This window comes from Microcoleus sp. T3_A4 (assembly GCF_036700465.1).
Taxonomy (GTDB): Bacteria; Cyanobacteriota; Cyanobacteriia; order Cyanobacteriales; family Microcoleaceae; genus Microcoleus.
In genome coordinates this window covers 79,411-95,270 of sequence record NZ_JAUBOY010000006.1, presented here as the reverse complement: position 1 = coordinate 95,270, position 15,860 = coordinate 79,411, and the positions used below count along the sequence as shown (strand labels likewise).

Sequence of the window (15,860 nt, the reverse complement as noted above, 5' to 3'; positions counted from 1 at the left end):
ATTATGTAGTTGGCATCTCCTCCGAAAGCTTATGCGTGCATCGAAAGCGGTCGATCGCTATACAAATTCTTCGGGCGGGAAGGGAGTAAAAACGATCGCCTTTTCCGACTCCATTCAACAATTGGACTTTGGACAAAGAAGAAAGCAGTTCGCGAACTAGACTCGCGAACAAAAGAGAGACAATGAGAGATTATCGCTCTCGATCTTCAAGGGCAGCGATGTTGCGATATTTCGCTCGCTAGATGCGCTATCGGGAAATATTACAGCTCAATCTCCCGTAGCCGACATGGGAACACCCGTCGTTTCGCCGGGGTTATAGTGCTTTGTACAAAGCTATTGTACAATTGTTTGAGTCGAGTAGTATCGAGCGAGCAGCAGCAGAAAGAAAACAGTTCGCCCTCAAAGAGAACGTCAACGGTCGCTGGTATCTATCCACGCTCTTGTGCCTCATAGCTTGCTCGCCAGATCCCGTTGCCGTTCTAAATTGACTTCATGACAGGAGATTCGATCGCGCTTGCTGAGGGTCTGCTTAGTCTAAACTCCAGTTGATAACCCGACTCAAGAAAAACATGAAAAATAAACTGATGCTCCTTTCAGATAAAATGCGATTTACAATAAAAATTTAGTCCGCACAAATTTCATTTAGTCCGCAACAAAATTTCATTTAGTCTGCACAAATTTCACAGTTGTCCGCACAAATTTCATTGAGTCTGCGAACCCACACCACACTGCGAGCCCACACCTGCACGCAGGCCAGTGCTGCCAGTGCTACTATAGCACGTACAGGCACACCAGCTCGGAAATAGTCAGGGGGTTGAGTATGCCTTAAAAGCACGCGATGCGGCATACTGCGAGCCGATCGCGGGAGCGCCAGCAGCGAGCCTTCCCCCAGTCCGGCTCTAGGAGAAGTCCGGCAGTCCAGCAAACAAGCTCGCCAAAAGCAACTACTATCCCGAACCAGAGAGCCGATGGCAACCAAAAACGTCAGAATTGTGGGCTACCTGCCAGAAGAGCAACACCAAAAGTTACGCGACTACATGGCATGGCAGAGCAGTCTTTGACCGAAAGCGCCGCGCTCGTGAAAATCATCAAGCAATTCTTTGAAGCTGCCCCAGCAATTTCGGCCGTTGCGGTAGCTTCTGAAACCAGGGAAAATTTCGCCCGACTTCAAGCAGAAATTGCTGGTTTGCAAGGGCGAGTTGCAGCCTTAGAAGCAGGAGGAGGAAAACGCCAATTCAATAAAAGTTTCCCGCCTCATTTTTCAGCAGGGCAGCCTGCAATGAAGCTGCGACCCCTGAAAGCTGTCGATTTAGCAAAACGATTGGGAGTGAGTGCCGAAGCTGTTGAGAGTGCCGCATCCCAAGGCAGCGCTTCCTTCTTGGAATGGAGCAAGCGGCGAGATCCGGCTTCGCGGGCGTGGCTTCATCAGGGCAACCTCTTCCACCCACAGCAAGATTGAGGCTTGCAGCGAACAAGAGTGCTAGCGGCGATCGAGTAATGCAGCCGGTAGTTTGACGGTCGCACCCGAGCCGAGCATTCCCAATCGGAAGCAACGCCCTTAGAATTAGTTGTAGAAGGCATTACCGCGCCAGAAATCAAACAGCGTACTGGAGCGTTCGTGGCGGGAAATAATGCTGCATTAATTGCGTTAGCGGGTGCACCTACAAACCTGCTTTTAGGAGAATTGTTGTTGATGTGGCTTAAATACGGCGTTGCTCCCGGTGGAGAACTGACGGGCATTGATGGAGTTGTGCGGGGAAAAACTCAACTAACTTGTCTCTATTGTGGTGGTGGATTGACAGCAAAAAAGGGTTCAGTGAAAGAACATCACTTCGCGCACACCGGGGAAACTTGCAAGCCCGTGTCGCAGCGGATTAAAACCAAAGCTTTTCCCTCGCTTCCGCTCTACGACAGCTTCAATATCGAACTCAAGGGTGAGGAACTAGAGCAACTAAAAGTGCTGTGGAAAGAGTACGGCGCACGGGATTACGCCATTCCCAAAGACTTGGTAAACTTTCGATGGCAGTTGAAGGGATTGCTGGAGTCGGAAGGATCTCGCTCTTATCGGTTTACCGACTTGGGTAAAATCCCAATGGGCGCGCTTCCCCTGGCATCGTTCAACAAAGTTCAAGAGCCGCTACTGAAGGAGGAGTTAGTTAAGTTAGAACGCTCAGCAGCGGTGGCTTTATCTGCGGGTTTATCTTGTTTGGAAGAACGGCGGGCTGATTTGCTGATTTATCGATCGCAGCTTCGTCGGATTCTGTCGAACTCGCTCTACTTTCTTGAGGTAAAAGCTGACGGTCAAACGTTCTATAAAATTGGGATTACGACTCGATCGATCTCCGAAAGAATCGCAGAAGTGCAGCGGGATGTGAGAGCGCATTACTCGGATGTTACTGTCAACTTGCTGGGATTGTGGGAGAGTCGGGGGAATGTGGAACTGTACTTCAAACACCGATACAAAACGTTTAATTACCGCATCGGTACGCTAACGGAGTATTTTCAGTTTCCCGATGTCAAGGCTGTGTTGAATGATTTGTACGGGATGGAGCCGCCTGCGTTATTTGCTGGTGAGGTCGATGCCCGTGCTAAAATCAAATCGCTTGAGCTCGCGTAAAAAATGATAATGAAAAAACATCGAGATAGTTATCATCATTAAAATTTAATATTTCTAAATTTACAAGCTATATATATTCGCCAACTTATTATTAATAAAAACTTTCTAACTGTAATATTCATTATCCAACGACAGCGTTCAGGCGACTAGCGTCGCATCCTCATGGTAAGCTGTAACTGTCTTACCCACCTATGCAATTAATCACCCTCACTGATTTAAGTTTTCTAGCCAATCCGACACAACTAACAGTTCCCATTGAATTGAAACAAGAGGAATTTCAACTAATAATGAAACAAACTTTCTTAAAACTCCCCACTGAACCCCTGCTACTTGCGAATCCCAAAGTGGATAAGTGGATTATGGAAGTTAGTTTGCTATTTCCAGAGGTATTTGAATGGGAACCTCCTACATTCTTAGTCGATACTCAGTTTAGCACTAAGCTTAATAAAGATGTATGCGTGCAAATCAACGCCAATGCAGCTTTTCTTGAACGTCAATCCGTCCATTTAATTGAATGGGCAATCCGCCATCCTGCATTAAATTGGTCTGACCGAGTAAAATTGTGGACAGCAGCCGAATCTCTCTCGCTGTCGCCAGAAAATATCAAGCTGACCGTGTTAGCACTGCACCCCGCCCATCCGGGGACGAGACACGAAATCAGTTGGGACAGCCAGCAACACGCACAGGCGAAAGACTGGCTCGCGGACGCGCTGGCAGGACAGGCGAGATCGCCTGTTGCTCCTCGAAGAACATCACCGCCTATGCGAGCGCCCCTCACTCATTTCGACATCGAGGGAATTCCAGAGGTAGAGATTTAGACTATTATCGCAGTCGCTCAGAATCCGATCGCGGCTGTTACTATCCGAATCGATCCCCACTTCCAAGTCAAGACAAATGGAAAATTTTCCATTGGCTGCCACACGCCCGCTAGCGCTTGCCAATACTGCCAGTGGCAAAAACCCGCCTGGAACGCCCAGTTTTACTGACAACTGAGTCTAGCGGGTCAGAGCCAAATTTCTTGCCTGAAGCTGGCGGCGTCGGCGATTGGGATGGAACGTTACCTCCGGCGTCTGGCAGAGGCAGCATCCGTTCTGCTTCCTCAATGCGATCGTACAAAGCGGCTGTAAGCTGGTCAAGACTGGCAAGTTGCACCCGACTCTCCAGCCGCAACCTGACCTCTGCATCCCAGAGAGCCTCACTCTCGCTTTGCCGCTGCAAATCGGCTTTGGGAATGGGTATGGTCAGCGCGTAAGGAATTGACCCCTCGCCGCCGGAACTGTAGCCGGGGTTCGTAATTACACACCGTCCCTGGGGGAACCGCAAAATTTCGTCCACCGAAAACAACGGCATTTTTTGAAGCGACTCGTTCCAACTAATAGATTGATTGCTTTGAGATTGGCCGCCCATTGAACGGCTGGTGGACTTGCTTTTCAGCAAAACTTCTTTTTCTCCGTAGCGATCGGAGTATTTTTTTGCAGTATCAGTGTTACCCGGATTGAATAAAATATGAGTGCTGCAAGCAGAGGCGATCGCCGCCCCCATTTTCTCTCCGTACCCTTCGTACAGTTGCTCCAAACTCTGAATTCCTAGAATGAAACAAGCTCCATTCGAGCGATATTCGTTAATCCACTGCGGCATCCGATCCAATCGAATGGAGGGAAATTCATCGAGTGAAATAACCAGTGGATCTTTCCGAGAGCGACTTAAGTTGGACACAACGAGGAGGTGAATCGCGGCTGCTAGCAGAGGCCCCACGACGGAGCGCCGCTCGTCATCTAATTTGAAAATAATCATCTGTCGGCCTTCTATTTTCGTTGGGATGTCCGACTTTCCCAAAAATGCTCGCAACAGGTCAGCTTGGATAAAACTGCTGAACGTTCCGGCCGCTGTCGTCAGAATTCCTGAAATAGTTTTTTCTGCTTCCTTAGCGCTCAAAAATTGGTTGAAGCTGGTAGCGACCCACTCATCGATTCGACGGGATTGAACCGCATAGTCAATCCGCTTTACCAAATTTGGCAACCTCAAAATTGCATAGAGCATTGCCATATCTGGATATTTAGAACCCTTGACTAATTGAAGGAGTGCTTTAGCCAATAAGTCTCCAGCTTTTGAGAAAAATTCATCACCTTTTCCATTGCCTGCACTCGCATTTCTATTAATAACCTGACCAATTTCCCCCGCCATGACCGAATCTTGAGGCGATTTCATAAAGTCGAGAGGATTAATAATGCCTGAATAAGGTTCTCCCGGTGCAAATACCGACACTTGGTAGCCATACCGCGCTGCCAGAGGTGCGTGGAGTTTGAGCTGATCTCCTTTCTTATCGTAGAGAATAATCGGAAATCCTTGCACCATTGCACTTTCTAGCGCCCTATCAATTGTCGAAAAAGTTTTACCAGATCCCGGTGCTCCAATTACTAAAGTTGACCGTTCTGCATGAGGGAGCCAAACAGTGGGAGAAGAACCCATAGCTGTCTGAATAGTGGTAACAAAACCTCTAAGTTTTTTTCCTTTCCACCAATAGCGAGGACTGCCACACCATAGCGTGACTTTATTATGTTTTCGTTCTTTAATTTGTTTCAAGGCAAGCTGAGTGGCTGCCATTTTTTCGGAAGTTCCGCATACTTTGCCAGTGGTAATTTTGCCCTTGCCGTTCCCTAGAAACCGAGACAGTAAGAGGAGGAAAATCAGCGCCCCTATTGTTAGATACCCATCCGGGTTATTATATTGTTGGAAAAGCCCGCCTAAGTCGATTGACGATAGAGGTGAGGGTTGCTGTGTTCTCCTTTGAGTTTGAGCGAGAACTGGAGTAGAGTTAGCCTGTGCTATCAAAAATTTAATCTCAAAATTCATAAGTATGTATTTGAATGCAAAAGTTGGTCGTAAGAGCAATTAAATCTGACCTGACTTGTAGCTACAACTTACTGTTGCCAGACAAGTAAGCTTAAATCAAAATTACTCAGTGTTAGTTCAGTCTTGGGAACGAGCAATTACAGCCCACAGTTCTAACTTTCGGTATAAAGCAACCAGCACTTGATATTATCCCTGCTAGCGCAGTTAACAGGATAGGAAGCAAAATTATTAAAAAATATTCTTACCGTGAACAAGAAACAAAAAGAGTGGCTGTCAGAGCTTTTGAAGAGACACCCGGACTATGAATTTTTAAAACGCAGCACTATCAAACTAGGAAGAGGCGACATCTCGCTAACTTTAGAACGTACAGAATGGATCTACATGGGAGCTGTTGAAGTAAAATATTCAGGAGCCTATTTACCTGGATTAAAGTGGCATTATCTTAACGCCAGACTATCCAGAACGGGCAAATTGCTTTCCGACTTAACCTACAACTGTAAAGTCGTGTCTTACCCTCACTGTCCGCTGGCGCCTGACTGGTTGACAAAATCTAACTTAGAAGAGGTGAAAATTCAGGAAGGAGAACAGATGAATTTCCCCTTTCACGAAGCTGTATTGATGGTAAGCCAGCCCCCATTATTGAAAGGGAGTTTTTACCGAGCCAAGCGGTGGCGTAGGCGCAAACCAAAACGATCGCCTGTAACAAACTGTCGTCGTACTCCAAAACCTTTCCAACGCGAACTGCCATTTTTGAAGCCAAAAATCCTAGCTCCCGATACTAAATTTGTCCCCCTTGCTTGTATTGATGGCGCTCTTATACAGGTTCCTGAATATCTAATAAAGTTGTTAGAAGAAGCTAATGCTAGCCCATCCGAACGAGCGGATGCAGCTTCTTTGTACGCGATCGCGGGTTTGAAAGCAGCTATCAACTTGGTAGAAGGGCTGCCATTATTGCGAGCGAGAGCGGTAAACCCCAAAAGCCACACCAGATTTTAGTGAGATCGCGGACGCGATCTCACTTTGAACTCCTTCTAAACCTGATATGCGATCCTCTATCTAATGGAATACAATAAAATTTGGTGTTATAAAAGCGATATATGTATGACTGATGAAATGTCCAAACCAAACTTCGATGAAAACGATGCCCTGTTATCTGACTTGCTCAAAGAAGTTCAGAAATGGGAGGGACCTTTAGCTGGCGGGACAAAACTAGGGATAAATGCAGACAAAGTTGATAGCTTATTTCAAACTAAAGTCAACTTTGGCAATCCTAGAGATCGACTAATCCGGCTGACCGAGAATATCTTTACAGATAGCGGTACTGAACTAGATAGCATCTATAAACAACAGATGCAACAACAGTTTGACTTCTATTATATGACCCTGACAGTCGCTCTAAGTCCTGAACGTGGCGCTCGATTCTGGCGGTTAACCTGTGAATTAGATTTTAGTCCCAAAGGTAGCAGCGAGCCAATTATTACCAGCTTGTTTCCTGCTCAAAAGTGGCGCTCAGTAATGAACTTTGGAGTGGGCATGGATGTAGGATTAAATGGTAACTTAAACTGGGATGTAGGCGTGGATTCCTCCAAGTTAGCAGAACTATTGGACTTGATACCAAAAGATATCAAAGCCAATGTCACCAGCAAGAATAACTTTAAGGCATTTTCAGCCATGCCTGCCTATCAATATAATCTCGGTCATTCCGAAATTCTGACCAACGGTGAAGGAAATTCTACTTGCTACTGGCGAATTCAGGATCAAGAACTACAGAAAATTGGCACAGCGAAATTCGGAATTGTTTTTAAAGTACCCAAAGGAACTGAATCAATTACTTTGCAGGGCACAGTATGGGCTGAACCCGATCTTAATTGGCTGACGGCTGATATTCGAGATGTTTTTGCCAATTTGTCCGAAAATTTGAAACAACTACTTAAGCAGAAAAATGAAGCAGCTAGCCATTTTTCTCGTGGCGATGCTGAAAAATGGGAGCTAAATATGCCGAAAGGATGATGACTAAGAAATTTTAGTGTTAAAGTAGGCTCAAAGGCAGAGGCGGAAACTTATGGCGAAAACATACTACACCTATCGCATTCGCGTTGCCAACCGCGATCGCGTCCAGGTGGAAAAGTGGGATGCTCAACATCAAGACAAGGGACAACCTAGCGGCGCGTTTCGATATCAGGAGAATCTAGCAGAGATTGCACCACTGCTGCAAGCTGCCAAGAATAATGAGTTGAACGATTCTAATTTAGCGCGATTGCTCGGAGAAGCATTATTTAATGTCCTCTTTGATGATGTGCTGCGCCAAGATTTCGTCAACTTTTACTATCAAGTAGTCCAACAGGAAAAACAACTACTGCGAGTTGAACTGGATATTGACGAACAGGGAATGCCTGAGATAGCTGCCCTGCCTTGGGAATTTATGTGCGTGCCTGCAAGAGCTAATCTAGGTACAATTTGGATCGGGACATTACCGGATCTAGTTTTTTCCCGTAGGCGATCGCAGTGGATTGCAGCACAACCAATTCTGTTAGAACCTGATGAAAAACTGAGAATTGCTTTAGTTATCTCTGCTCCACCTAATTTACCACCCGTCGCTTACGAACCAGTTCAAGCAGCATTAGAAAAACTGGCAGTTGAGCAAGCAAACCGAGTGGAATTATTACCAATCGTTAGTTCTGCTAACCCCAAAGCGATTGACACTATTCTGTCAAGAAAACCTCATATTTTTCACTTCATCGGTCATGGACGGATGCAAAATGAGGATAAGCAAGAAGTCGGTGAGATTGCTTTAGTCGATTCTGGACTTGATGAAGTAATGTGGGTGGATGCAGATTATTTCAGCGAATTGTTTAATCGACACCGCCCAGGTTTAATTATGTTACAAGCTTGTGAAGGCGGAATGCTCTCTTCATCCCAAGTATTTGTGGGAGTTGCATCTAAACTTGTACAACAGAATGTGCCTGTGGTTGTGGCGATGCAATATGAAGTAACTAACAGTACAGCTTGCTGCTTTGCGCTGGAGTTTTATCAACAACTGGCAACAGAAGCTCCGGTGGATATTGCGACTCAAGATGGAAGACGAGCGATCGCTCTTGGGCCAACCCAATATCGCAAACGCGACTTTGCCATCCCCGTCATCTTCATGCGCGTGCGGGATGGCTATCTATTCAAGCATCAAGAAGCAGAAGCTGAGTCCAGACAGCCTAATCGCCAACCTATTGATAAGTTGTTTAACACCAACATTGGGCAAATAACTGGATCAGAGATACAGCTTGGCGATCGCAATTACTATGGTGTTGAAATTGAGCGGAAAGCCGATGCTGTACCCGGTAAGCCCCAACAACCTACCGCTAAAGATAGTACTCGGATTATCCAGAACGTGCAGCAGTCTGGAGAGAAGAACTTAAACTTTGAGCAAGCTAATAACCTCAATATTGGAGAAGATGAGCGCTTTTGAAATTTTTCAGAGCCAATCTCTGCCAGTTAGGAAAATACATTAAATATGATGAAATATAGATGTTTAGGTCGCTCACCGCTAACAAATGCTCAGAATATTCAGATTTTGGCAGCATCAGAATGTGAACCAGCAAGGCAAATACAACCCACATCTGCGGAATGTGGGTTGTATTTTTTAGAATTATAGGACTTACGCACTCAGCCAAATTTTCAACGAAATAATGAGCTTTTCACCCTCATAACCAATGCCTAAACCAACGCGATTTCGTTTCAGTGCGTAAGTCCTAAATTAGTGAAAAAATGAACCCCCAAACGGTTTTTTGTTAAACTTATGGAGTTTTAATATCACATTGCGTAGCAAATATAGTATTGATTAAATAAATAGAAATAACAATACTATAGCCCAATACGGTTCAGTTAAAGCTCAAATAGTGGTAAATTAGGTATGGTGTCCAAAAATGGAGAGCAAGTAAGGTGCATCTCAAAGAATTCTCATTAGTATCTCCCAAAATCCCAAGTAAGGAGATATTCAAGGCCATAGAGATAGCAATTCCAGCAAGTGCCATCGAACAGGCGATTACTAAAACGAAGGTTGAAGAGAAACGTCATCGCGCCCTACCAGCACAACTGGTAGTGTGCCTGGTAATCGCCATGAGTCTGTGGTCGAAAGATTCAATGCGGGATGTACTAAAAAATTTGATTGATGGTCTTAATGAAGCGTGGATAAAAGTGGGTAAATATTGGCGATTTCCATGTAAATCGGCAATTACTCAAGCCAGACAAAGATTAGTTAGGAGCAGGGGTGATGAGACAGTTGTTTCATTCCTTAGTGCAACCAATGGCTACAGTTGAAACAGTAGGAGCTTTTATCAGCGAACTCAGGGTCGTAGTGATAGATGGAACCTGCTTAGATATACCAGATAGTGATGAAAATGCCCGGGTTTTTGGTCGTCCGGGAAGTCGTAAGGGTACAAGAGCAGCGTTTCCGAAAGCTAGATTAGTTATTTTAGTAGAGGCGGGAACACATTTAATATTTGACGCCTTAATGTGTCCATATAAAATGGGAGAAAGAGTAAGAGCGTTAAAGTTGTTACGCTCAGTAACGCCAAGAATGCTATTGATGTGGGATAGAGGTTTACATTCTTATGCGATGGTAGAAGCCACAGTCAGTAAAGGTTGTGAGTATTTGGGGCGAATTCCATCCAACGTTAAATTCTTAAACGAAACACAATTAGATGATGGTTCATACTTGAGTTGGATTTATCCATCCGGCAAATTAAGGAAAAAAGGATTTAAGCCCATACAGGTAAGAGTAATTGAGTACACAATTGAGAATTACGACAGCCCCGAAGCACAAATTAGATATCGTTTAATTACCAGCTTGTTGGACGCGGAAAAATTTACGGCCCAGTTACTTGCCTGTGAATATCATCAACGTTGGGAAGTCGAGAATACGATTGATGAAATGAAAGTACATTTATTAGGACGAAAAACTCATATTCGTTCTCAAAAGCCTCTTGAGGTAGTACAAGAAATTTATGGTTTACTACTAGGACATTGGGCTGTAAGGTCATTGATTTTTCAAGCAGCAAGCAGTGCAGGTGTTTCACCATTGCGTCTTTCTTTTACTGGAACATTACGAGTTATTCGTCGCGCTCTGCCAAAATTTCAGCGGTTACAACCACAGGAACTTCCCTTTTTTTTAGTTGGTTAACTTTGGAGATTCTCGATCAAGTTCTACCTGAAAGGGTTCAGCGAAACAACCCCAGAGTTGTCAAAAAGCCTGTTTCAAAATTTCGGTCGAAACAAGTTAAACACAGAGGTACTGGAATCATAATGAATCCTCCTGTATTTATTGTTTTAAGCACTGCATAGCCCTTAACTGAACCGTATTGTACTATAGCCAAATTACGAGGGTTAAACGGCTGTAGAAGCATTGTGAATACGACCAAGAGAGGTTAGTTTGGCAAAAATCTGGGATAATAAAATAGGCTCAGGCTGTTGCGGAAGCATTTTTAACATTTCCCGAACATATCGAAAACCCCGACAATAAGCTTGAAGATCAACAATGCCAGAGCCAGGATTATCTTCACGAAACTGAGCTAAAAGATAATGCGATAAATTGACCATAAAAAAAGAAAGATTAACAGCATTAGTCACAGCAGTTTGACTTCTGTTCATAAAATCTTCCAATCCCCAAAACTGTTTGGCATCCCGGAAATTAAATTCGATTTGGAAGCGCAGTTTATAGTAGTCAATTATTTTCTCATAAGACAAATCTAGCTCACTAGAAAACAGAATTACGTGACTGCGAGCATTAGTTTTGATATTGGTTTTTACCAAGATAACTACATTTAGAGGTTGGGCAAATTCTTTATGAAGTAGAGTAGATTGATAAATATCGGTTTTGATATCTTCTTCAATACTACTGTGACGCAAATATTCCCCAGAAATATTACGCCAGTCCAGCTTATCTCCCTTCGGGTTCAGCAGTCCCCTGCGACGGGAAACCCGTCTTCAGGGCTGCTTCACCGTATTTACGACGAGAACGATGATTGGGGTCAGGATGTTGGTAAGGTATATATAATGCCCAATCGTGGCGTAACTTGGAAATTATGTGTAATTTTACCTGCCTAGCCATTTGTAAAGCATTATTGTTCCCAAAATGACCATCTACGACTAAGTAAGTAAGGGGAATAAAGTTAGTTATTAACTTAAATAGCTCATTAATCATATAGCTGAATTCTTAGTAATTCAGATGTAAAAATCACCTCCTGTTTATTTTTGTTCTTACTCCGTTTTGGTCGTCCGCGCCCACGTTTTTCTTGGGGTTTTATTTCTGCGCTTGGTGAGACAATACTTTTTTCTACATCACTCTTGATTACCTGTTCTATCTGAATCGGAAATGAGTGTCTTTGTTCAACACTTACTAATGATAAGGTAAAGAAAGATAATCCCGATATTGGTTTACTTATTAGACTGGAAAAGAACCTATCTAATCCATAGGTTTTTTTCCCGGCTTTGCTTATTACTACTTCGTCTCCTGCCAACAGATAAACATCATTTGGGCAAAACAAATGCCGCCGAAAAAACACCCAGAACACCGTTGCCCACCGTATGACTGTCCGAAAGAATCTGATTACCGTCCGATAACTACCACCACTAAGCGTCCAACGCGAAATTCCCAACATTGTTACTCGCCCGCTCATTGCTAATATAGCCATGATGATCTGACTCAACTGACGCATTGTCGTCACTTTTATTTCTGGTAGTAGGCATTGCAACAGTGCTAGTATGTCAAACATGGGCTGTGTGTGGTTTTCGAGTTGTCGTTGTGGAAGACTATAACTCTACTACATCAGCCCTCTTTTTATACTCTTTTTTTGGCTACAGTATTGAATAATTAATACTTTTTCTCATATAAATATAGCGCTATGTCCCTAACACAATTTATGTTTTATTGCCAAAAGCAACTTGAAATTGACACAAGGCAAATAGCAAGGGTGCGCTGATACTGGCTGTGAGTACGGGCAGACGGGGTGCTACACACCGGACATTTTGCAATATGTTGGGTTGAAAGCACACTCAAAGTAAGCTGCTGTTGCTCGGTATCGAGTTCACACTGCTCCAGGTAAAATTGGCTGGAATTAGGCAGTAACTGTTGAAAAAACTGTCCGGTCTGAGCCGTGATTAAGTTGAAGATAGGCAGCTTCTCCTGACTTCTATTCCATTGTAACCTTTCACCAAAAGCTGGGAAAAACCCAAGATAGTTGACATTTAACAGGTGGAAGAAAAATTAAAAACAAGGGGATGCTATTAGTGCAAGTTAGATGCGCGATAGCTTAGAACCGCCATAGCATAGTTCAAAAAATTTACTCTTCCAGCAATACTTGAAATCGCGAATCATATTTGATAGCGTCAAAATCCGAGTCAAGCCTAGCTAACTGACGATTTTTCTCAGGAGCAAGTTCGATGGCTTGTTTAAGATTTTCAAGAGCGAAATCAATGTTTCTTTGTAGAGAATAGCAACAAGCTTTATTATAAAAAGATGCATGTAGACTAGGGCAAATTTCTAAAGCTGAGTTAAAGCTTGTGATTGCTTCATCATAGTTTCTAAGAGTAAGCAGCGTTAAGCCTTTCCGTTCCCAAGCCTGATGCGACTCAGGGTGTAACTCAATAGCTTTGTCATAACTTGCCAGCGCTTCTTCATAGCGTTGGAGTTGATAGAAAGCGTTGCCTCTGCAATACCAACCTTTGACAAAATCTGGCTGAAATTCAATGGCTTTGTCATAACTTGCCAGTGCTTCTTCATAGCGTTGGAGTTGGTAGAAAGCGTTTCCGAGATTCCCCCAAGCTGCCGTGTTACTAGGTTGCAATTCTAGAACACGATTCCAGCTAGTAATTGCTTCTTCATGACGCTCAAGACTTTCTAAGATAATGGCTTGCCCCTCCCAAGCTTCTATAGAACTGGGTTGAATTTCTGTCGCTCGTTTGAAACTGATGAGAGACTCGTCTAGAAGGTTTAAATCAGCTAGTGCAAAACTTCGATAAAAATGAATTTCATAACTTTCAGGAAACTTTTTTAACGCCTTGTTATACATCACGACGGCTTCCTCGGCTCGCTCAAGTATATCCAATATTCTTCCTATCCAATATTGAATAGATACATTGTCCGGCTGAAATTCAATGACTTTGTCATAACTTGCCAGTGCTTCTTCATAGCGTTGGAGTTGATAGAAAGCGTTTCCGAGATTCCCCCAAGCTGCCGTGTTACTAGGTTGCAATTCTAGAACACGATTCCAGCTAGTAATTGCTTCTTCATAGCGTTGTAAAGTATGCAGAGTGTTACTGCGCCCAAACCAGGCTTCGGAAAAATCTGGCTGAAATTCAATGACTTTGTCATAACTTGCCAGTGCTTCTTCATAGCGTTGGAGTTGATAGAAAGCGTTTCCGAGATTCCCCCAAGCTGCCGTGTTACTAGGTTGCAATTCTAGAACACGATTCCAGCTAGTAATTGCTTCTTCATAGCGTTGTAAAGTATGCAGAGTGTTACTGCGCCCAAACCAGGCTTCGGAAAAATCTGGCTGAAATTCAATGACTTTGTCATAACTTGCCAGTGCTTCTTCATAGCGTTGGAGTTGATAGAAAGCGTTGCCTCTGCAATACCAACCTTTGACAAAATCTAGTTTAATGTCAATCGCTCTATCATATCTAAGGCAAGCTTCGTGATAACGATTGAGTTTTACCAGAGTAAGTCCCTGATTCAACCATGCTATGTAATCACTAGTATCAATTTCTGTGACTTTTTCATAGCATATAAGAGATTCTTCATATTGATTTAGCTGATAAAGTAAATTACCTTTATACTCCCACGCTTTTGCGTAGTCTGGCTTTATGTTAATTACTTTCTCATATTTAAAACAAGCTTCTTCACAACGTTCCAATTTTTCTAGAACAATTGCTTGATTCAACCATGCTACATAATTGCCAGCATCAATTTCTATAACTTTCTCATAACTTGCTAAAGCTTCTTCATAGCGCCCAAGTAGACAAAGCGAGTAACCTCGCTGCTCCCATATATAAGAAATACTATCCTGAATTTCTAAAGCTCGCTCAAAGCTATTAACAGCTTCTTGATGACGATTTAATTGTGATAACACGATCCCAATTTGCTGCCAAGCATGGAAAGATTTAGGATAGGCTAATACTGATTTTCTATAACTAGCAAGTGAATCTTCATATAACCCTAATTTTTGAAGAGTATCTCCTAGATTGTTTAATGCATCTTCATAATCTAATTGAATTTCTATTGCTTTCTTATAACTAGCTATTGCTTCTTCATGGTATCCTGCTTTTTCTATCACAACACCGTATGCATTCCATACATGAGGATCATTAGGATTTAATTTAGTGATTTTTCGATACTTGTATATTTTCTCCTGTATTGGAGTGAGTTTAGTAAGAGCTTTGCAATTATTGTACGAAGACTGGTTAGTACCTGTAGGTACAGCCTGAAAATTATCTACTTCAAGAGAATCCTCCTCCCTATCCCATGCTTTGTAAAAAGTTTTGATATCTAGATTTTCTGCACAGAACCATACGACGTAATGACATTGAACCCAGCGATAATAATCATCTTCATATACTTCATCAGTAATATGCTCTTTTAAAATTTTAACTGCTTGAAAATATTGTTGATTTTTTATGACTTTTATTAATGTTTTTGCAGCCTGTTCATATATCGACCTATTCTGAGTAGTAGTCAGTAAACTAATTAACTTGTCAAAAACAATAGAATTTCCTACTCCAATTACTTTAAATCCCTCAAATATCTTATTGTAAATATTATCTCTTTTCTCTTCGCTGAGTAATTTTAGGAAAAAATCAATGACTTTTGAGTTTTTAACTCCCACTTCTGTCAGAGTATCAATAATAATTTCCGAAACGTTATCATTCTGATTTTTGTTGAATAAATGTATCAATTCATCTATAATTTTTGGCTCGTTAATAGCAGGCACCGTAGATCCACACATTGAGCCGAGACTTGTCACAGCTAAACAAATACTATGTTCATCACTGCTTTTATTAATAATTTCTAATAAAACAGAAACTGCCTTTATATTATCTGGATCAAATAGCCTGATATTACTAGCTGCTTGACAGCGTAGTATCTCATCTTTATCATTCTGTATTAAGGAAATGAGAGAACTCATTGCAGTTATATTTCCAGGGTCAACTACTCCTAATCCGCAAGCTAACCAGCAACGCTGAAAAACATTAATGCTGTCAAAGCTTAATAAGGAATTTAACTGATTAATTAAATCCCTATTCCCCATTGCAATAACCTTTAGATGGCGTACAGCTCTGTAACCCATCGCATCTTCAGCACATTCTACATTCTGTAAAAAATCTAGAAGTATTGAAGTAATAC

The 15,860-nt window shown here is 42.7% G+C and carries 9 protein-coding genes and 2 pseudogenes; 8 read left to right on the top strand and 3 right to left on the bottom strand.

Annotated features, from left to right (window positions below; genetic code table 11):
- The first annotated feature begins 31 nt into the window (after window positions 1–31).
- From QUA07_RS05245 to QUA07_RS05230, 4 genes are all read left to right on the top strand, one after another.
- Window positions 32–160 carry a hypothetical protein gene (locus tag QUA07_RS05245; protein WP_333323159.1) on the top strand — a complete coding sequence of 43 codons (129 nt, stop codon included), beginning with the start codon at window positions 32–34 and terminating at the stop codon, window positions 158–160.
- Between the two features lie 678 nt (window positions 161–838).
- Window positions 839–1,459 carry a hypothetical protein gene (locus QUA07_RS05240; RefSeq protein WP_333323157.1) on the top strand — a complete coding sequence of 207 codons (621 nt, stop codon included), beginning with the start codon at window positions 839–841 and terminating at the stop codon, window positions 1,457–1,459.
- A 159-nt stretch (window positions 1,460–1,618) separates the two neighbouring features.
- On the top strand, window positions 1,619–2,617 hold the full coding sequence (locus QUA07_RS05235; RefSeq protein WP_333323156.1) for a GIY-YIG nuclease family protein: 999 nt from the start codon (window positions 1,619–1,621) through the stop codon (window positions 2,615–2,617).
- 191 nt (window positions 2,618–2,808) lie between these two features.
- Entirely contained in the window at window positions 2,809–3,435 is a 627-nt protein-coding gene (locus QUA07_RS05230) for a hypothetical protein (protein ID WP_333323154.1), read from the top strand.
- Window positions 3,436–3,544: 109 nt separating this feature from the next.
- On the opposite strand, the gene QUA07_RS05225 is transcribed toward QUA07_RS05230, so the two are convergent.
- A complete protein-coding gene (locus QUA07_RS05225; RefSeq protein WP_333323152.1) occupies window positions 3,545–5,470 on the bottom strand; it encodes a type IV secretion system DNA-binding domain-containing protein in 1,926 nt (641 codons plus the stop codon).
- Window positions 5,471–5,716: 246 nt separating this feature from the next.
- Here QUA07_RS05225 and QUA07_RS05220 point away from each other — a divergent pair, with 246 nt between their 5' ends.
- The 4 genes and pseudogenes from QUA07_RS05220 (at window position 5,717) to QUA07_RS05205 (ending at window position 10,643) form a co-directional block, all read left to right on the top strand.
- Window positions 5,717–6,466 carry a hypothetical protein gene (locus tag QUA07_RS05220; protein WP_333323150.1) on the top strand — a complete coding sequence of 250 codons (750 nt, stop codon included), beginning with the start codon at window positions 5,717–5,719 and terminating at the stop codon, window positions 6,464–6,466.
- A gap of 105 nt (window positions 6,467–6,571) precedes the next feature.
- Window positions 6,572–7,480 carry a hypothetical protein gene (locus QUA07_RS05215; RefSeq protein ID WP_333323148.1) on the top strand — a complete coding sequence of 303 codons (909 nt, stop codon included), beginning with the start codon at window positions 6,572–6,574 and terminating at the stop codon, window positions 7,478–7,480.
- Between the two features lie 52 nt (window positions 7,481–7,532).
- Window positions 7,533–8,930: a CHAT domain-containing protein gene (locus QUA07_RS05210; protein WP_333323146.1), complete on the top strand. Its 1,398-nt coding sequence runs from the start codon at window positions 7,533–7,535 to the stop codon at window positions 8,928–8,930.
- A 563-nt stretch (window positions 8,931–9,493) separates the two neighbouring features.
- Window positions 9,494–10,643 (top strand): annotated as a pseudogene (locus QUA07_RS05205) (IS4 family transposase).
- A gap of 203 nt (window positions 10,644–10,846) precedes the next feature.
- Here QUA07_RS05205 and QUA07_RS05200 read toward each other — a convergent pair.
- Window positions 10,847–12,234 (bottom strand): annotated as a pseudogene (locus tag QUA07_RS05200) (transposase).
- Between the two features lie 567 nt (window positions 12,235–12,801).
- A complete protein-coding gene (locus tag QUA07_RS29995) occupies window positions 12,802–15,462 on the bottom strand; it encodes a tetratricopeptide repeat protein (RefSeq protein WP_445305871.1) in 2,661 nt (886 codons plus the stop codon).
- Window positions 15,463–15,860 lie beyond the last annotated feature (398 nt).